The 17,699-nt window shown below is 61.8% G+C and carries 17 protein-coding genes; 7 read left to right on the top strand and 10 right to left on the bottom strand.

The features are described 5' to 3' along the window. Positions 1-22: 22 nt before the first annotated feature. Positions 23-502, bottom strand: a complete 480-nt coding sequence (locus tag PspS34_RS24405) for an NYN domain-containing protein (RefSeq protein ID WP_007990686.1) — start codon at positions 500-502, stop codon at positions 23-25. Positions 503-622: 120 nt separating this feature from the next. Further along, positions 623-1,396 (bottom strand): DUF2076 domain-containing protein, encoded by a 774-nt coding sequence (locus PspS34_RS24410; protein WP_154862135.1) that lies wholly within the window; start codon positions 1,394-1,396, stop codon positions 623-625. A gap of 178 nt (positions 1,397-1,574) precedes the next feature. Between PspS34_RS24410 and PspS34_RS24415 the strand changes: the two genes are divergently transcribed. Both PspS34_RS24415 and PspS34_RS24420 read left to right on the top strand, forming a co-directional pair. Continuing rightward, the gene (locus PspS34_RS24415; protein WP_154862134.1) at positions 1,575-2,249 is read left to right on the top strand and encodes a YciC family protein; all 675 of its coding nucleotides are present in this window, start codon (positions 1,575-1,577) and stop codon (positions 2,247-2,249) included. 66 nt (positions 2,250-2,315) lie between these two features. Next, a complete protein-coding gene (locus PspS34_RS24420; RefSeq protein WP_154862133.1) occupies positions 2,316-3,395 on the top strand; it encodes an endonuclease/exonuclease/phosphatase family protein in 1,080 nt (359 codons plus the stop codon). Between the two features lie 129 nt (positions 3,396-3,524). Here the strand turns inward: PspS34_RS24420 and PspS34_RS24425 are convergent, their stop codons facing one another. The 5 genes from PspS34_RS24425 to PspS34_RS24445 form a co-directional block, all read right to left on the bottom strand. Further along, positions 3,525-4,358, bottom strand: coding sequence for an ABC transporter ATP-binding protein (locus PspS34_RS24425; protein WP_090451570.1), 834 nt, complete (start codon positions 4,356-4,358; stop codon positions 3,525-3,527). Then, the gene (locus PspS34_RS24430; RefSeq protein ID WP_007990681.1) at positions 4,346-5,149 is read right to left on the bottom strand and encodes an ABC transporter permease; all 804 of its coding nucleotides are present in this window, start codon (positions 5,147-5,149) and stop codon (positions 4,346-4,348) included. Before PspS34_RS24430 ends, PspS34_RS24425 begins: the two co-directional genes overlap by 13 nt. Before the next feature lie 8 nt (positions 5,150-5,157). Beyond that, positions 5,158-6,144 (bottom strand): ABC transporter substrate-binding protein, encoded by a 987-nt coding sequence (locus tag PspS34_RS24435; RefSeq protein ID WP_150672692.1) that lies wholly within the window; start codon positions 6,142-6,144, stop codon positions 5,158-5,160. A 389-nt stretch (positions 6,145-6,533) separates the two neighbouring features. Next, the gene (locus PspS34_RS24440) at positions 6,534-7,904 is read right to left on the bottom strand and encodes an aspartate aminotransferase family protein (protein ID WP_150814314.1); all 1,371 of its coding nucleotides are present in this window, start codon (positions 7,902-7,904) and stop codon (positions 6,534-6,536) included. A gap of 21 nt (positions 7,905-7,925) precedes the next feature. Next, positions 7,926-9,416: an aldehyde dehydrogenase gene (locus PspS34_RS24445; RefSeq protein ID WP_154862132.1), complete on the bottom strand. Its 1,491-nt coding sequence runs from the start codon at positions 9,414-9,416 to the stop codon at positions 7,926-7,928. 227 nt (positions 9,417-9,643) lie between these two features. On the opposite strand from PspS34_RS24445, the gene PspS34_RS24450 reads away from it, so the two are divergent. After that, positions 9,644-10,564 carry a LysR family transcriptional regulator gene (locus PspS34_RS24450; protein ID WP_057713179.1) on the top strand — a complete coding sequence of 307 codons (921 nt, stop codon included), beginning with the start codon at positions 9,644-9,646 and terminating at the stop codon, positions 10,562-10,564. 128 nt (positions 10,565-10,692) lie between these two features. Here the strand turns inward: PspS34_RS24450 and hrpB are convergent, their stop codons facing one another. Next, complete coding sequence (gene hrpB / locus PspS34_RS24455) at positions 10,693-13,209, bottom strand: ATP-dependent helicase HrpB (RefSeq protein WP_154862130.1); 2,517 nt, start codon at positions 13,207-13,209, stop codon at positions 10,693-10,695. Positions 13,210-13,318: 109 nt separating this feature from the next. On the opposite strand from hrpB, the gene PspS34_RS24460 reads away from it, so the two are divergent. Together PspS34_RS24460 and PspS34_RS24465 are read left to right on the top strand one after the other, a co-directional pair. Continuing rightward, a complete protein-coding gene (locus tag PspS34_RS24460; protein ID WP_057713177.1) occupies positions 13,319-13,738 on the top strand; it encodes a hypothetical protein in 420 nt (139 codons plus the stop codon). A 42-nt stretch (positions 13,739-13,780) separates the two neighbouring features. Beyond that, entirely contained in the window at positions 13,781-14,677 is an 897-nt protein-coding gene (locus PspS34_RS24465; RefSeq protein WP_154862129.1) for a cation diffusion facilitator family transporter, read from the top strand. Here PspS34_RS24465 and PspS34_RS24470 read toward each other — a convergent pair. After that, the gene (locus tag PspS34_RS24470) at positions 14,671-15,714 is read right to left on the bottom strand and encodes a DUF6515 family protein (RefSeq protein WP_154862128.1); all 1,044 of its coding nucleotides are present in this window, start codon (positions 15,712-15,714) and stop codon (positions 14,671-14,673) included. The two genes, PspS34_RS24465 and PspS34_RS24470, sit on opposite strands and share 7 nt — an antisense overlap. A gap of 437 nt (positions 15,715-16,151) precedes the next feature. On the opposite strand from PspS34_RS24470, the gene PspS34_RS24475 reads away from it, so the two are divergent. Continuing rightward, positions 16,152-16,631 (top strand): Lrp/AsnC family transcriptional regulator, encoded by a 480-nt coding sequence (locus PspS34_RS24475; RefSeq protein WP_007937367.1) that lies wholly within the window; start codon positions 16,152-16,154, stop codon positions 16,629-16,631. Positions 16,632-16,844: 213 nt separating this feature from the next. Next, positions 16,845-17,054 (top strand): DUF2788 domain-containing protein, encoded by a 210-nt coding sequence (locus PspS34_RS24480; protein WP_008022976.1) that lies wholly within the window; start codon positions 16,845-16,847, stop codon positions 17,052-17,054. Here the strand turns inward: PspS34_RS24480 and PspS34_RS24485 are convergent. Next, complete coding sequence (locus PspS34_RS24485; RefSeq protein WP_102670798.1) at positions 17,049-17,684, bottom strand: pseudouridine synthase; 636 nt, start codon at positions 17,682-17,684, stop codon at positions 17,049-17,051. The genes PspS34_RS24480 and PspS34_RS24485 overlap by 6 nt on opposite strands. Between the last annotated feature and the right edge of the window lie 15 nt (positions 17,685-17,699).

A 17,699-nucleotide genomic window follows, 5' to 3' on the forward strand; every position in this document is an offset into this window, starting at 1 on the left:
ACCTGGTTCAACTCCGTAAAAATCAATTCTTGAGCAGCAACGCGCCTTCGATCGGCACGTAGCGGCTGGCGGCGCGTATCAGCGAGTTGGCGGTCAGCCCCGGTACGCCGTAGGCCACTGCTTGTACGCCGTGTTTGCTGATAATGCGTTCGAGCAGCATGTCGAAATCACCGTCGCCGGAGGCCAGGACGATTTCATCGACATGGTCGGCGGCATCCATGATGTCGAGGGTGATGCCCACATCCCAATCGCCCTTGGCTGAGCCATCGCTGCGCTGGATATAGGGTTTGAGCTTCACGGTGAAACCGAGGTTGCGCAGGATCTGCTGGAACTGCTGCTGTTTGCTGTCGCCACGGTCGATGGCATAGGCGTAGGCTTCGACGATCTCGCCCTGCTTGCTGATGTCAGCCCACAGTGCGGCGTAGTTGAAGTGGCAACCATAAGCCTGACGCACGGTGTAGTAGAGGTTCTGGACATCGGCGAACACTGCGATTTTTTTCACCGGCTTTCCTCAGGGCTGAATCAGGCACCAGGCCCGAAAAGTCGCCCAGTATGCCAGCCCTGAGGATTGTTCCGCGAATAATCGGCCCGGAGCGCGGTTGCGCTCCGGACGAATGGCGTATCAGACGAAGGAATCGTCGTCGCCGCCGAATAACGAGTCATCGCTGTAGTCAGCGTCGCTGAACCCGCCCTGATCGTTGCTGTAGGAGTCGTTACCGGCCATGCGCTGGTCATCGCCCCAGCCATTGTTGCCCTGGTCGTTGACCTGGGCCGGCTCTTCCTTGATGACTTCGACGACTTCCGGTTGCTGATTGTGATGGAACAGGCTGCTGATGCCTTGTGCCAGCATCACGCCACCCGCCACGCCTGCAGCGGTTTTCAGCGCACCACCGAGGAAACTGCTGCCGGCCGCTGCCGGAGCCTGTTGCTGTGGTGCATAGCCCTGCTGGGGAAAGTTCTGCGGCGCGCCGAAGTTCTGCTGTGGCGGTTGCGAACCGAACGACGAGCGTCCCGGCTCGCGCCAGCCACCGCTCGAGGGTGGTGAGCTCTGGGTGGGTGCAGGCTGTGGCTCACGAGAGTTGCCGCCAAAGATGCTCGACAAAAAGCCACCGCTGCTCGGCGCTGGAGCCGGGGTCGCCTGGGCCTTGGCCTGTTGCAGTTCGGCCTGCAACTGCTGGACTTGCTGGGTCAGTTGCCTGTTCTGTTCATCGAGGCTCTTGATCGCCGCCTCTTGCACCAGAATCGCCTGGGTCATGAAATAACCTGCCGCGGGCTGGCGCGTCAGGTGTTCCTTGATCCGCGCCTCGGCCTGGGCGTCGCGCGGGGCTGAGTCCGTTTCGGCCTTTTGCAGCCGGGAAAACAGTCCATCGATCAGGGTTTGTTCTTCGCTGTTCATGGCGACCTCGTAGATTGCCGGGAAAATCGTTGCCTTTATCCAATGAGGATAAGGTGCCCGACCTTAATGGAGGCTGAAACAAGATGTTTCAATGACATTTACCGAACGTTTACGTTTGCGTCTACGAGCGCTTGATCGGTTAAAGTGAGCCACTGCTTCCAACCTGCGATACCCACTGATGAATCCGTTAGATGTCCTGCGTGACTCGCTGTATTTCTTCAAGCGCAATCTGGGCCAGATCGTGCAGCTGTGCCTGCCGCTGGTGATGCTTGAGGCGCTGCTGCAACAAGTGGTCGACCACTCCACCGAGCCGGACAGTTTCCCCGGCATCAGCGTGATAGTCGGCTTGCTGGTGTACCCGCTGTACACCGCTGCGCTGATCCTGTTTCTCGACGCCCGCAGCCGCGGCGAGTCGCCGCGCAACCGCGACCTGCTGGCGATGGCGGCGGGCCTGTGGCCACGCTTCGCCCTGCTGACCGCGCTCAATACCGTGCTGATTCTGCTGGGCCTGTCGCTGTATTTCCTGCCGGGTATCTACCTGATGGTGACCCTGGCGTTTGGCGAATACCTGCTGGTGTTGCGCGGCCTGGCGCCACTGGCGGCCATGAAGGAAAGCCTGCGCATGACCCAAGGGCATTTCTTGCGCATCCTGCTGTGCATTCTGTGTGTGATGGGGCCGTTGTGGCTGCTCAAAGGCGTGACGCTGGCAGCGTACCCCGAACCTCAGAACCCGGTGGTATCCATGCTGATCGACAGCGCCCACAGTTTCCTGCAGCTGTTTACCAGCGTGGTGCTGTTCCGACTGTTCATGCTGATCAACCCGTTGCCTGAAAGAAATGACAACTCGCTCTGACCTTAGGCGCGACCCTCGCTCTCGGGTATGCTCGGGAACAATCCTGTAACGCTAATAAGCCGAGCCATGACCCGTCTACTGCGCTACTTCCTGCCGGGCCTGCTGATCGTGATCGGCCTGATCGCCGCGATGATCTACAGTCTGACCTGGCGCCCCGATGCCAAAGAATTGTTGCCCGTCAGTTGCAGTGCCCAGGCCCCCTCCCTGGTCCCCGGGCAGGCGTTGAAGGTGATGACCTGGAACGTCCAGTACCTGGCCGGCAAGCGCTACGTATTCTGGAATGACCTGGCCGCGGGCACCGACGAACGTCCCACAGCGGAAGACATGGCTTTCAGCCTTGACGAAGTGGCGCGGGTGATTCGCGACGAACAACCGGACATCGTGCTGTTGCAGGAACTGGACGACGGCGCCAAGGCCAGCGATTACCAGCACCAGTTCAAGCTGCTGCAGGAGCGGCTCGCCGACTTGTATCCGTGTGGCACCAGCGCGTTCGACTGGAAAGCCGACTTCGTGCCGAATCCGCACATCTTCGGCAGTGTCGGCCGGCAACTGGCAACCCTGAGCCGTTATCGGATCGAACATGCCGAACGGCTGCAACTGCCAGTCGCCTCGGGCAATCCGGTCAGCCGCCAATTCAAACCCAGAGACGCTTTGCTGGTGAGCTACTTGCCATTGAGTGATGGCGGGCAAATAGCGGTGCTCAATACCCATCTGGAGCGCGCCGATCGAGCGGACAACACCTTGCAAAACCAGGTGAACGCCGTGGCCAGGGCCCTCGATAAACTCGAAAGCCGTGGCACGCCGTGGTTGATCGGTGGGGATTTCAACTTGTTGCCGCTGGGCCAGTATCGGCGCCTGCCCGATGCACAACGCGCGCCCTACTCCGCCGACAGCGTGTTGCACCTGCTGTGGGACAAGTACCCGATGATCCCGACCAACAACGAAGCCAGTGGCATCGACCGCGAGCGCTGGCTGACCCACTACCCGAACGATCCCGGACTGAACGGCCCGGACCGGACCGTCGACTACCTGTTCTACAGCCCGCGGATCAAACGGGTAGAGGCGATGGTGCGGCAGGACGATACATTGCGCATCTCCGATCACCTGCCGGTGATTGCGCGGTTTCTGTTGCCGGTTGCGCCCTGATTCCGAGTCAACACAAAACCTGTGGGAGCGGGCTTGCTCGCGAAGAGGCCAGTACATCCGACATCAATGTTGTCTGATACACCGCTTTCGCGAGCAAGCCCGCTCCCACAAGGTCTGTGCAAACCTGACTTAATGCACCTCCTCCAGATCATCATGCAGCAGCCCGAAGATCTCGCGCTTCATCTCGATGAACGAGCGCTCCATGACCATGTCCAGGTTGCGTGGACGCTCGATCGGCACATCCAGAATCTGCTTGATCCGCCCCGGCCTGGCCCCCATCACATACACCCGGTCGCCCAGCAGAATCGCCTCGTCGATGTCGTGGGTCACGAACAACACAGTCTTTTTGCTGTTGCCCCACACCCGCAGCAACAGCTGCTGCATTTGCAGGCGCGTCTGGCTGTCGAGAGCGCCGAAGGGTTCGTCCATCAGCAGGATCTGCGGGTCATTGGCCAGTGCGCGGGCAATGGCGACACGTTGCATCATCCCGCCGGACAACTGTTTGGCGTAGTTGTCGGCAAAACCGCTCAGACCCACTTCGTTCACGTAGTAATCGACGATGTCCTTGCGTTGCGCCGCCGGCATGCCACGCCGCTTGAGGCCGAACTCGACGTTCTGGCGCACCGTCAGCCACGGGAACAGCGTGTAGCTCTGGAACACCATGCCGCGGTCCGCGCCGGGGCCTTCGACCTGCTGGCCGCCAACGTAAATCTCACCCGAGGTCGGTTCGGCCAGGCCGGCGGTGAGATACAGCAGGCTCGACTTGCCGCAGCCCGAAGGCCCCACCAGCACAGCAAATTGCTGGTCCGGCACTTCGAACGACACTTCCTCCAACGCGGTAAAGGTACCGCCATCGGGTTTCTTGTAACTCAGGCTGACCTTGTCCACCTTCAGCCGGGGGGCGTTCACCGGGGCAGCCTGGGGGGCGACAAAACGATGAGTGGCGGCGGTTACTGAGCCCATGCGGTGATCCTCAGACGAAGGAAACGGAACAGTTGATCGGTGACCAGGCCCAGCAGGCCGATGATCGCGATGGCGAGGAAAATCACATCCACCTGAAAGCCACGCATAGCCTTGAGGCTCAGGTAACCCAGACCACTGGAAGCAGCGACCAGTTCAGCCACCACCAGGTAAGTCCAGGCCCAGCCCATGGTCACCCGCAGGGTATCGAGCACGCCCGGCAGGGACGCCGGGGCAATCACATGCAGCACCGCGTCACGACGGTTCGAGCCAAGGGTGTAGGAGGCGTTGATCAGGTCCTTGGAGATGCCTTTGGACACGTCCGCGATCATCACCAATTGCTGGAAGAACACGCCGAAAATGATCACCGACACCCGCTGCTCCAGACCGATGCCGATCCACAGGATGAACAGCGGCACGAACGAGGTCACCGGCAGGTAGCGAATGAAATTCACCAGCGGCTCAAGGAAGGCCTGGACGATGCGAAAGCTGCCCATCAACAAGCCCAGGGGCACCGCCACCAGGGACGACACGATGAAACCGACCATCACCACTTCGACACTGGCCCACACATGTTGGCCAAGGGTGCCGTCGCGGCCTAACCGCACGGCGGCCTCGACCACCGCGCCCGGCGTCGGCAGGAACATGCCCGGCACCACGCCGCCGTAGGACAACCCGGCCCACAGGCCGACCAACAGCACCCAGGCCAGGCCGCTCGCGCTCCAGATCACCGAGACCGGCAATCCGGTCTTGGGCGTGATGCAGCGGCTCAGCCATGAATTGCGCTTGAACATGCAGCCTCCTAGAGCGGGGTGACGAAGCGGTTGTCGATCAGGTCGTCATTGCTGACGTTGTAGGGCTTGCCTTGCAGCTCGCTGGCGGTCTCGTTGGCCAGCTTGATCAGCGGTGCGCTGTCACCCGGTTTACCCGGCGAGCCCAGCAGTTTTTCGCTCATGGCCTGATCGTAGAAACGCACGCCCTGTGCGGCCGCTTCCATTTCCTTCGGATCGGCCAGGTAACCGCCGACACCCTTGGCCATGATTTTGTAGGCTTCCTGTGGATGATCCTTGGTGTACTGCACAGCTTTGTACAAACCGGCCACCAGGGCCTTGACGTCTTCCGGCTGTTTTTCGATCACGCTGCAGTTCAGTGCGACCACATCGACGATCACCCCCGGTGTGCTGCTGCTGTCGATCAGCACCTTGCCCTGCTTCTTGTCGCGAACCATCGACAAGTGCGGCTCCCAGGTCACGGCGGCCGGTACGCGACCGGCGATGAACGCGGTGGCGGCGTCGTCGGCCGTCATGTTCTGCACGGTGATGTCGCTCATGCTCATGCCGTGCTTTTTCAGCAGATAGGACAGCCAGAACTGCGAGGTCGAACCTTCGTTGACTGCAACGGCCTTGCCCTTGAGTTCCTGCAGGCTCTTGACGTCCTTGCCCACCAGCACGCCGTCGCCACCATGGCTGTCGTCCAGCGCGGCCACGGCCTTGAAGCAGAATTGCGGACGGTACTTGAGCACCTCGTCGATGGTCGACGCCGAGCCGGACAACTCACCGGAAGCTTGTGCGGCCATGTACATCGCCGCTTCCTCGACCACCGGCAACTCGACGGTCAAACCGTTTTCCTTGAAGTAGCCCAGGTCCTGGGCCAGGTACAGGGTGCCGTAGCCGACCCAGGTGGTATGACCGATGGACAGGGTGCCGGCCTGGGCGCTGGTGGCGACCGTCGCGGCGATGGCGGTGACCGCCAGTGGATGGGCAACGCGGGTAAGCAAGGACTTGATCATGGAGCACTCCCAAAGCTGTTGATTTAGTTTTGTCATGGGCAGTACGGCGAGCCCTGAATCGGCTGCAACCTGTGGTCTCTCGGGGACCCTTCGGCGGGCAGCATTCGGTGGGCTGGCGAGATCGATGTTGGCCCAAGGGCGGGATTAGGAAAATGAGGAAATATGTGGATGCGAACGATGAAAAAACTCGTTAGCGCGCACCGCGAAAGGGCGCTGTGGGCGGGGATGCCCGAGGTGGGTGCAAGAGGTGAAGAATGTGTTGAATGGGCCATCGCATTCGCGAGCAAGCCCGCCCCCACAGGTTATGTGTAGTGCCCAAAACTTGCGGCAGACACAAATCCTGTGGGAGCGGGCTTGCTCGCGAAGAGGCCCGAGAGAACGCTACAAGATCAAATCCGGCCGTACTCCTGCGCCGTACGATCCACCGCTTTCAGGGTCTTGCCGATCAGCTCATCAATCTCCTCACGGCTGGCAATCAACGCCGGCGCCATGATCATCCGGCCCAAGGTCGAGCGAATGATCACGCCCTCCTCGAAACCAATCGTGCGGCAGCGCCACGCAATGTCGTTCTCATTGGCAAAACGCTTGCGGCTGGTTTTGTCTTCGGCCAGTTGCAGCGCCGCAACCATGCCGGTGCCCTGGATGTCACCCACCAGCGGGTGCTTGCCGAACACTTCGCGCAGACACTGCTGCAGGTACGGGCCGATGTCGTCCTTGACCCGCGTCACCACGCCTTCATCGCGCAAGGCCTTGAGGTTGGCAATCGCCACCGCCGCCGCCACCGGGTGTCCGGAATAGGTCAGGCCGTGGGCAAACACACCGCCCTGCTCCACCAGCACCGAGGCCATTTTCTTCGACAGGATCAAGCCGCCCATGGGGATGTAGCCCGAGGTCAGGCCCTTGGCGATGGACAGGGTGTCCGGCTCGAAACCGAAGTACTCGTGGGCGAACCATTCACCGGTACGACCGAAGCCACCGATCACCTCATCGGCGCACAGCAGCACATCGTACTTGCGGCAGATGCGCTGGATTTCCGGCCAGTAGCTTTCCGGCGGGAAGATCATGCCGCCGGCGCCCTGGAACGGTTCGGCGATAAAGCCTGCGACCTTGTCAGCACCCAGTTCGAGGATCTTCGCTTCCAGTTGCTGCGCCGCGCGCAGACCGAATTCGGCCGGGGTCAGGTTGCCTTCGTGGGCGAAGAAGTAGGGCTCGTCGATGTGCTCGATGTCCGGAATCATGCCGCCCATTTCGTGCATGAACTTCATGCCGCCCAGCGCCGTCGCGGCCAGGGTCGAACCGTGGTAACCGTTCCAGCGGCCGATCATGATTTTCTTCTCGGGTTTGCCGAGCACCTGCCAGTAACGACGCACCGTGCGGATCAACACCTCGTTGGCTTCAGAGCCGGAGTTGGTGTAGATCGCGTGGCTGTAGTGAGCCGGCAGCAGGCTGAACAGCAGCTCGGACAGCTCGATCACCTGCGGGTGGGTGGTGTGGAAAAACATGTTGTAGTACGGCAGCTGTTCCAGCTGCCGGCTCGCCGCGGCGGCCAGGTCCTTGCGCCCGTAACCGAGGTTGGTGCACCACAACCCGGACATGCCGTCGAGGTAACGTCGGCCATCGTTGTCCCACAGGTGCAGGCGCTCGCCACGGACCATCACCCGTGGCCCCTCATCGTTGAGGGCTTTCTGATCGACGAACGCATGGATGTGGTGCGCAGCGTCGGCGGCCTGGTAGTCGCGGGTATCACGTGGTGTGGTCATCGCCAGTTCTCCGTTTTGTTATCAGCGCAATTGAAACCAGGTGGTCTTCAACTGGGTGTATTTATCGAATGAATGCAGGGACAGGTCGCGGCCGAAACCCGACTGCTTGCCACCGCCAAAAGGCACGGTCACATCCAGCGCATCGACGCTGTTGACCGACACCGTACCGGCCCGCAATTGTCGCGCCACACGGTGGGCGCGGTTGAGGTCGTCGGTCCACAGCGAAGCCGCCAGACCGTAGATGCTGTCGTTGGCCAATTGCAAGGCGTGGGCCTCGTCGTCGAACGCCGTGACGGCCAGAACCGGGCCGAATACTTCATCGCGAAACAGCGGCATGTCCGGCGTCACGCCGGTGAAAATCGTCGGCTGGATGAAGTTGTCCGAGCCATTGAAGATCGACTGCCGACCGCCACAGATCCTGGTCGCGCCTTGCTGTTCGGCTTGCTGGATGAACTTCATGATGCGCGCGGTCTGACGGCTGTCGACGATGGCCCCGGCGGCGCTCGACGGGTCCAGCGGATCGCCCGGCAACCAGCATTCGGCCTGGGCTTTGAGGCGTTCGACAAACTCGTCATGGATCGAGCGTTGCACCAGCAACCGCGAGTTGGCCGAGCAGACTTCGCCCTGATTGAAGAAGATACCGAACGCGGCTTTCTCGGCCGCCAGGTCCAGATCCTGACAATCGGCAAACACCAGGTTGGCGCTCTTGCCGCCGCACTCCAGCCACACCTGCTTGAGGTTCGATTGCGCCGAGTACTGCATGAAATATTTGCCGACCTCGGTGGAGCCGGTGAACACCAGGCAATCGACGTCCGGGTGCAGGCCGAGGGCCTTGCCGGTCTGCTCGCCGAGCCCCGGCAGCACGTTCAGCACACCCGCAGGTACACCGGCTTCCAGCGCCAGCTCAGCCAGGCGCAGGGCGGAAAACGGCGACTGTTCGGCCGGCTTGAGGATCACCGAGTTACCGGCGGCCAGGGCTGGGGCGAGTTTCCACGCCGCCATGTCCAGAGGGAAATTCCACGGCACCACCGCAGCCACCACACCCAAGGCTTCGCGAGTAATGGTTGCCAGCACGTTCTGCGCACTCGGCGCGACCTGATCGTAGAGTTTGTCGAGGCTTTCGGCGTACCAGCGGAACACTCCAGCGGCACCCGGCACGTCGATGTTGTAGGCATCGGCAACGGGCTTGCCCATGTTCAGCGAATCGAGCAGCGCTAGCTCTTCACGGTTTTCGAGGATCAAATCGGCCAGGCGCAACAGTACTTGCTTGCGTTCGGTCGGTGAGCGCGCAGCCCAGGTGCCTGCCTCGAAAACCTGCCGCGCATTGTGTACCGCCGAGTTCACGTCTTCTTCGCCGCAGGCGGCAACGTTGGCCAGGCATTGGCCGGTGGCGGGGTTGATCGCGGCGAAAGTCTGCCCCGACTGCGCCGGGCGGCACTGGCCGTCGATCACGGCCTGGTCGGGAAACCGCACGGAAGCGGCCTTGCGTTGCCAATACTCAAGCTCGAACACGTTCAGATGCTCCAGAGGACATTCTTGTGTATTGGATAGTCGCTCAGGCCCAAGCGGTGGAAAACCAGTAAAAATGTGTTCGCAGGCCAAGAAAAAACTACGTAGCCAATCTCCCTTCTGGCGCAGCATGTGGTTATTGTTCAACCACAACAAATCGCTACCCGAGCGGATAGGGGTGGCGCGCAAATTGCCAGGATGCCTGATCCGTTCTCCCCCCGAGGTTCGCTGTGGCTGCCTACAATCTGCGTCAACTGAAATACTTCATCACCACCGTCGAGTGCGGCAGCGTGGCCGAGGCCTCGCGCAAGCTGTACATCGCCCAGCCCTCGATCTCCACGGCCATCAAAGGGCTGGAAGACAGTTTCGGCGTGCAACTGCTGATTCGTCACCATGCACAGGGCGTGTCATTGACCCCCAGTGGTGCACGCTTCTACCGCAAGGCCCAGGAACTGCTGCGCATGGCCAAGGAGTTCGAACAGAACGCCCTGGCCGACAACGATGTGGTCTCCGGGCAGATCGATATCGGCTGCTTCGAAACCGTCGCACCGCTGTACCTGCCGCAATTGATCGCCGGATTTTCGGCGTTGTACCCGGGGGTGGAAATCCGCATCCGCGACGGCGAGCAACAAGAGCTGGTGCAGGGCCTGACCTCCGGCGCTTTCGACCTGGCGATCCTTTACGAGCACGATCTGGACGGCACCATCGAGACCGAACCGCTGATGCCGGCGCAACGACCTTACGCGCTGCTGCCAGCCGATCACCGTTTTGCCCAGCAGGCACAGGTGTCGCTGCGGGACCTGTGCCTGGAGCCAATGATTCTTCTGGACGTGCAGCCGAGCCGGACCTACTTCGTCAGCCTGTTCGATGAGCTGGGCCTGACCCCGCGCATCGCCTTCAGCTCGCCTTCGATCGAGATGGTGCGGGGCATGGTTGGCCAGGGGTTCGGGTTCTCCATCCTGGTGACCAAACCGCATTCGGAGTGCACCTACGACGGGCAGAAGGTGGTGTGCGTGGACATCGCTGAAGACGTCACCGGTTCGGGACTGGTGGCGGCGTGGCTCAAGCGTGGGCAACTGACCAAACCGGCGCAGTTGTTTGCGGACTATTGCCGCGAACAGCTCACCGCAAAATCCGAAAGATCGCAGTAACTTCATGTGGCGAGGGGGCTTGCCCCCGCTGGGTCGCGCAGCGGCCCTAACTCTTCATCTGAAAAGCAGGGCCTGCTGCGCAGTCCAACGGGGGCAAGCCCCCTCGCCACAGAGTCCGGTGTTAACCGTTATTTACGGGGTTTGATCCGCGCAGTCGCCTCGGCCACCAGCGGATCATCCGGCCAGTAATGCTTCGGATAGCGCCCCTTCAAATCCTTCTTCACTTCGGCGTAGGTGCTGCGCCAGAAGTTGGCCAGGTCCTGAGTCACCTGCACCGGCCGCCGCGCCGGGGACAACAGATGCAGTTTGACCACCTGCCGCCCCCCGGCGATGCGCGGGGTCTCGGCCAGGCCGAACAACTCCTGCAAGCGCACCGCGAGAATCGGCGGCTGTTCGCTGTAATCCAGACGAATCGACGAGCCTGACGGCACGCTCAAATGATGGGGCGCCAGCTCGTCCAAGCGTTGTGGCAGCGGCCACGGCAGCAGGTTGTGGACGATGCTCGACAGATCCAGGTTGGCGAAGTGACTGAGCCGCGAAACCTTGCCCAGATACGGCATCAGCCATTGCTCCAAACTCTTGAGCAATGCCACGTCGCTGACATCCGGCCACTCGCTCTCGCCCTTGGCGGCGAGGTCCAGTTGCCGCAACAAGGCGACCCGCGCCTGCCACTGACGCAACTCCGGGGTCCACGGCAACAGCTCCAGGCCTTTGCGCCGCACCAGGTTGACCAGCGCCTGGCTGCGGGCGGTTTCATCGAGACCGGTCAGCGGTTCACGACTGAGGATCAGCTCACCAACCTTGCGCTGACGCTCGGCCCGCAGTACGCCTTCACGTTCATCCCAATCCAGTTGATCGACGCAGCGAACCTGCTCGGCCAGCACTGAATCGAAGAGTGCCGGATCGAAGTCCGTCGCCAGATAAATCCGCTCCTCACGCTGGCCCTGGCGACTGCCCAGATCGGCGATCACCAGCCACGGCTGCTTCATCAGGCTATCGGCCTCGGCGAACAGTGCGGCACGTCCGTTGGCCAAGCGATATTCCGCACCACCGGCGCGCCGTTGCTGAGCGACCCGGTCGGGATAGGCCAGCGCCAGCAATGCGCCGAGCCAGCGCGAGTGATCTGGATCGCTGACCGGCTCCGCTGCTTTGCCCCGAAGGTAACCACGATACTGCCGCGCCAATTGCCGTGCGCGCTGCACCCCACCCTGGGCACCCCGTGCGGCGCGTTCTTCGCCAGACAGCAATACCAGTCGGCTGTGCAAATCCGCCCCGGCGCCGCGCAAGATATCGCGCTCGCCGAGCAGTGCCGCGACGTCGCAGGCCATGTCCGCCAGTCCCAGCGCCTGGCCGCGCAACAGCAAATGCGCGATGCGCGGATGCGCCGGCAGTTCGGCCATGGCCTGACCGTGACGGGTCAGCGTTTCGCCATCCAACGCTCCGAGGCGTTCCAGCAAATCTTGAGCCTGTGCATAGGCAGCCGCAGGTGGCATGTCGAGCCACACCAACTGTTCGGGTTTTACGCCCCAACGTCCCAGTTGCAAGGCCAGCCCGGCGAGGTCCGCCGAAAGAATTTCCGCACTGCCATAGGCCGCCAGTTGCTCGTGCTGATCCTGGGACCACAAGCGATAACACACGCCCGGCTCCAGGCGCCCGGCCCGGCCCGCGCGCTGGGTGGCGCTGGCCTTGGAAATGCGCTGGGTGTCGAGACGGGTCATGCCGCTGCCGGGGTCGAAACGCGGCACCCTAGCCAGCCCGGCATCGATCACCACGCGCACGCCATTGATGGTCAGGCTGGTTTCGGCGATGTTGGTGGCCAGTACCACTTTGCGCTTGCCCGCCGGTGCCGGATCGATGGCTGCCCGTTGCGCGGCGAGGTCCAGTTCACCGTGCAATGGGCACAGTAGAACCTGAGTGTTTTCGCCCAAGGCATCGGCCAGTTGCTGATGCACGCGCCGGATTTCCGCCTGCCCCGGCAGGAACACCAACACACTGCCGGTTTCGTCGTTCAAGGCTTCAAGAATGGTTTGTACCAAGCGCGGCTCGATGAATTCACCGGACTGGAACGGTCGGCCCCAGCGCATCGCCACCGGGAACATGCGCCCTTCGCTGCGCAGGATCGGCGCGTCGTCGAGCAACCCGGCCAAGCGTTCGCCTTCCAGCGTGGCGGACATCAAGAGGATTTTCAGCGGCTGATCGTCACGGAACAGTTCCCGGCCATTGAGGCTCAGGGCCAGCGCCAGATCCGCGTCGAGGCTGCGTTCGTGAAATTCGTCGAAGATCAGCAGGCCCACGCCCTCAAGCGCGGGGTCGTCCTGCAAACGCCGGGTGAGGATGCCTTCGGTGACCACTTCAATGCGGGTGTTGGGACCGACCTTGCTGTCGAGCCGAATGCGATAGCCCACGGTTTCGCCGACCTTCTCCCCCAGTTCACTGGCCAGCCGCTCCGCCGCCGCCCGCGCCGCCAACCGGCGGGGTTCAAGCATCAGGATGGTCTGCCCGGCCAGCCACGGTTCGTTGAGCAAGGCCAAAGGCACGCGGGTGGTTTTACCTGCGCCGGGCGGCGCTTCGAGCACGGCTTCGTGGCGTGTAGCGAGGGCTTCACGCAGGGCGGGTAAAACTTCATCGATCGGCAAAGAAATCATGCTGGCTCCCAAACAGAGCGGCGAGTATAACGGCGAACTGCAAGGCGTTCGTCAGGGTCTTAATTCATACCGACGACGTTTCGTTTCGAGATTACCCAGGAGGTTTCATATGCGTGCTCCCTTTCGCCTGATTGGCGGTGTTCTGGTCGCAACCTTGCTGACTCAAGTGACCGCCTGCGGTTCGATCTTCTACCCGGATCGCCGTGGCCAGATCGAAGGCAAGATCGACCCGGCCATTGCCGCGCTCGACGCCGTGGGCCTGCTGTTCTACATCATCCCCGGCCTGATTGCGTTTGCCGTGGACTTCGCCACCGGCGCGATTTACTACGCACCGGGAGAGACCGCACAAGTTGCACCGGAAAAACTCAAGGAAGCCATCGGCGCCGACGGCAAAGTCGATAACCGCAAGTTGCAGACTATTCTGGAAAGCGAACTGGGTCGCAGCTTCCCGCTGGACGATCCACGCCTGATCCAGAGCAAAGGCAACGCCCAGCAACTGGCGATGTTCGGCCTGCAACCCGCCGCGTAAATCCCTACGCGCGAAAGGACTCTTCAAGGAACGATGGCCCCTATGACCTCCAGCTCCGAACACGCCCGCCTGCTGCGGCTGGCGACCCGTGCCTCGGTGGCGGTGGCATGCATCCTGATCGTCGCCAAAGCCATCGCCTGGTGGTTGAGCGGCTCGGTGAGCATGCTCGCCGGGCTCACCGACTCGACACTCGACGGCGTCACGTCATTGCTCAACCTGCTGGCGGTGCATTACGCCCTGCGCCCGGCCGACAATGATCATCGCTACGGGCACGGCAAGGCCGAGTCATTGGCGGGCATGGCCCAGGCGTTGTTCATCGGCGGCAGTGCGGTACTGATCGCGTTGCAGGCCTACGATCGGTTGAAGCATCCCGAGCCCGTGGGCGCGCCGTGGATCAGTATCGGCGTGATTGTGTTTTCCCTCGTGCTGACCCTGGCGTTGTTGATGTTTCAACATCGGGTGGTCAAGGCCACCGGCTCCAACGCGGTGCGCGCCGACTCTCTGCACTACCGCTCGGACATGCTGCTCAACGGCAGCATTCTGATCGCGCTGGTGTTGGCCGGGCTTGGACTGCATCAGGTCGACCCCTGGTTCGGCCTGGGAATCGCCGTCTACATTCTGTGGAGCGCGGTGCAGATCGCCCGGGAGAGCTTCGCGGTGTTGATGGATGAAGAACTGCCGCCGGAGGTCAGCCAGCACATGCTGGAATTGGCGTGCAGCGTCCCCGGCGTATTGGGTGCCCATGACCTGCGCACGCGGATCTCCGGCAACCAGTGGTTTGTGCAGTTGCATCTGGAGCTGCCGGGGGAGCTGACGCTATCCGTTGCCCATGGCATCAGCGATCAGGCTGCCGCCGCCATTCATACCGCCTACCCGCGGGCCGAAGTGCTGGTGCACGCCGACCCGCAGGAAGTGGTGAAAGCCGCGCGGGATCAGTAAGTCACCTGATAACCGCGACTGCTCAGGCAGTTGCCCTGGGCCTGTCGGTAGGCTTGCACCACCGACGGGTCTGGCTGGTAGGTGGCGGTTCGTGGATCGAAACCACTCTGCTGCACCGCGTATTGATAACACTCGTAACCGTCCCGACTGACCTGCTCCGGCGACTGCCCGTTGGCTGGATACGCCTCCACGTCATAACCGCTGTTGCCAGCGGGTGGTTGCGGTTGGCCAACCGGCGGTTCGACCACGACGTAATCCTGAGTGCTTTGCTGATAGGCGTAATAGGAACCGGCCGCCAGGAACAGCAGCGCCCCGCCGATCCATACCTGCTCGGCGTAATCGGGCAGGTACCTGACACGAATCCCGCGCGGTGGCTGCACCACCACGTAACGCGGGCCCAGCGGGCGATACCAGTAGCCACCGGAATAGAAGTAATCCATGCCACGGTAAGGCACGCGGTAGTCGCGCTCGGGAAAGCGGTCGATCACATGACCGGGACGATACCTGGGGCCAGGCCCCCAGCCGTTGCCGCGCCCACTCGGGCGCCCCTGCCCGTGATTGTCATAGGACGGTGCGACGGTGTAACCACTCCAGCGCTGTTTGTCATCGTTGCGACGTGGCTGGTCCTGGTAGTAACCGCGCTGCGGCTCCTGGGTCTGGCGCACGGTGTCGGGCCGGGGCTGGATTGGCATGTCAGTGGCCGGCATCTGCGGCGGTGGCGGCGGCGAGCGCACCTGGCTGTTGAAATCCGGTGCTGGACGGCTCTGCCTATGGTCATTGTCCTGACGTTGATTCTGGCCGCCGTGCTCTTTCTGGCGGTTGTCCTTGTTCTGCGCCCGGGGCTGATTCTGCTGCTGGCCGTTTTGCGGATGCGGCTGGTCACCGCCACCACGGCCCTGGTTATCGCCCTGATAACCACCCTGGCCGCGTTGCCCGCCATCATGGCCACGGTTTTGCGGCTCATCGGCCATCGTTTGCACCGAGACACTGACACACAACAAACCAACACCGGCCAAACGCCAGATGCGCGATTTCATGCTTTACCTCATTGCGGGTAAGGGCCTGTACTTAAGACTGGGAAAGCGCTGGCCGGTTCTGCGACAGGTTATCTGTCACACAACTTATTTATTGAGGCCAGCGGGTCAAATTCCACGCAAGAAAAAGGGGAGACCCGTCGGCCTCCCCTTGGAGAACTTCGTCCTGGCTCGACACTTGTGGCGTCGGCTCACCTCACGCCGTCTTCTGGACAGTGTGTAGCTCGGGGGCCGGCACATCCCCGGTGGGGGTGGCGACCGCGGCGGGCCTGATTCGGCGAGCCGCACTGGACTGTTTGTCCGAGCAGTGATTCTGGTGATAAGAATAGGCCGGGAGCGTCGGCAGAGGATTGCGAAGATTGCTGAATTAAACATCACTTGCGCAATTTTTAACCCTAGATACATAATCCTCCGCAATAGTTACGACAAAGGACCGATTGATGAGCAAGCTCGACCGTTACGACCTGAGTATTCTGGCGGAATTGCAGCGCGACGCACGCATCTCCAACCAGGAGCTGGCCGAGCGCATCGGCCTTTCGCCTTCGCCGTGCTCGCGGCGGGTCAAGCAACTGGAAGACGACGGCTACATTTCCCGCCAGGTCGCCCTGCTCGACCGCAAGATGCTCGGCCTGAGCCTGACCGCTTACGTGCTGATCGGCATGGACCGTCACACGCCGGAGCGTTTCGAGAATTTCGAAGCGGCCATCCGCACCCTGCCCCAAGTGCTCGAATGCAGCCTGGTGACCGGGATGGATGCCGACTATCAGCTCAAGGTCGTGGTGCCGGACATGGATCACTACCAGAAACTGCTGCTGGGGCATCTGACGCGGATTGAAGGCGTGACCAGCGTGCGATCGAGTTTTGTGTTGAATCAGGTGTTGAACAGCACCGAACTGCCTTTGACTCATCTGCGCAGCTGAGGACGCCATCGCGAGCAAGCTCGCTCCCACAGGTTTTGTATGGATCACGATACTGCGCTCAACACAAAACTTTGTGGGAGCGAACTTGCTCGCGATGGGGCCGGCACAGGCGACGAATGACTGCGACACACCGACGCAGGTCAATACTGCACGAAGCCAGTGCGGCGTATACTCGCCGCGCCCTTTTAGCCTCGCCTGTGCTGGAGATGTTCGATGGATCCTGCAGTATTCGAAGAGTGGATGATGACCGGACTGGTCACGATCCTGATCATTTTCATGGGTTTCATCGTCTGGGATCTGGCGAAGAAGTCCAAGGCCGGGCGCTTTGGCTCGTTCATTCTGTTCTTCGTACTCGGCCTTGGTGTTGCTGCATTCGTGATCAAAAGTGTGGTCATCGGCCTGATCGAATCCGGCACTTTATAAGCGCGCCGGTACTTCTTTCCACTGTCCCTGATCGAGCCCTTCGATCGTCCAGTCGCCGATCCTGACTCGCACCAGGCGCAAGGTCGGCAACCCGACCGCAGCGGTCATGCGCCGCACCTGCCGGTTGCGCCCTTCGCGAATCACCAACTCCAGCCAGCTGGTCGGCACGCTTTTACGAAAGCGAACCGGCGGATTGCGCGGCCACAGCTCAGGCTCGTCCAGTTGCCGTGCCTCGGCGGGCAAGGTCATGCCGTCATTCAATTCGACGCCGTCGCGCAAGCGCTGCAACTGTTCGGTGTTCGGCTCGCCCTCGACCTGCACCCAATAGGTCTTGGCCAGCTTGTGTTTCGGGTCGGCGATCCGCGCCTGAAGCTGGCCGTCGTTGGTCAGCAGCAACAAGCCTTCGCTGTCGCGGTCCAGCCGTCCGGCCGGATAGATGCCCGGTACATCGATGTAATCCTTGAGGGTCGCGCGCCCGTCGCCGTCGCTGAATTGCGTCAGCACATCGAAAGGTTTGTTGAACAGGATCAGCTTCGGCTCGGCTGGTGGCGCCTTGGCGACACGGCGCGGGGCTGATGGGGATGGTTTCGCGCCGGGGCGACGGGAAGGTGGACGAGATGGACGCGACATGGGCAAAACAACATC

It is taken from the genome of Pseudomonas sp. S34, from assembly GCF_009866745.1.
GTDB lineage: Bacteria > Pseudomonadota > Gammaproteobacteria > Pseudomonadales > Pseudomonadaceae > Aquipseudomonas > Aquipseudomonas jessenii.

Coding starts and splice junctions, on each gene's coding strand:
- PspS34_RS24415 (WP_154862134.1), top strand. CDS start 1,575: ATGAATCCGTTAGATGTCCTGCGTGACTCGCTGTATTTCTTCAAGCGC.
- PspS34_RS24425 (WP_090451570.1), bottom strand. CDS start 4,358: ATGGGCTCAGTAACCGCCGCCACTCATCGTTTTGTCGCCCCCCAGGCT.
- PspS34_RS24420 (WP_154862133.1), top strand. CDS start 2,316: ATGACCCGTCTACTGCGCTACTTCCTGCCGGGCCTGCTGATCGTGATC.
- PspS34_RS24485 (WP_102670798.1), bottom strand. CDS start 17,684: ATGTCGCGTCCATCTCGTCCACCTTCCCGTCGCCCCGGCGCGAAACCA.
- hrpB (WP_154862130.1), bottom strand. CDS start 13,209: ATGATTTCTTTGCCGATCGATGAAGTTTTACCCGCCCTGCGTGAAGCC.
- PspS34_RS24430 (WP_007990681.1), bottom strand. CDS start 5,149: ATGTTCAAGCGCAATTCATGGCTGAGCCGCTGCATCACGCCCAAGACC.
- PspS34_RS24480 (WP_008022976.1), top strand. CDS start 16,845: ATGGATCCTGCAGTATTCGAAGAGTGGATGATGACCGGACTGGTCACG.
- PspS34_RS24465 (WP_154862129.1), top strand. CDS start 13,781: ATGACCTCCAGCTCCGAACACGCCCGCCTGCTGCGGCTGGCGACCCGT.
- PspS34_RS24410 (WP_154862135.1), bottom strand. CDS start 1,396: ATGAACAGCGAAGAACAAACCCTGATCGATGGACTGTTTTCCCGGCTG.
- PspS34_RS24475 (WP_007937367.1), top strand. CDS start 16,152: ATGAGCAAGCTCGACCGTTACGACCTGAGTATTCTGGCGGAATTGCAG.
- PspS34_RS24435 (WP_150672692.1), bottom strand. CDS start 6,144: ATGATCAAGTCCTTGCTTACCCGCGTTGCCCATCCACTGGCGGTCACC.
- PspS34_RS24470 (WP_154862128.1), bottom strand. CDS start 15,714: ATGAAATCGCGCATCTGGCGTTTGGCCGGTGTTGGTTTGTTGTGTGTC.
- PspS34_RS24460 (WP_057713177.1), top strand. CDS start 13,319: ATGCGTGCTCCCTTTCGCCTGATTGGCGGTGTTCTGGTCGCAACCTTG.
- PspS34_RS24440 (WP_150814314.1), bottom strand. CDS start 7,904: ATGACCACACCACGTGATACCCGCGACTACCAGGCCGCCGACGCTGCG.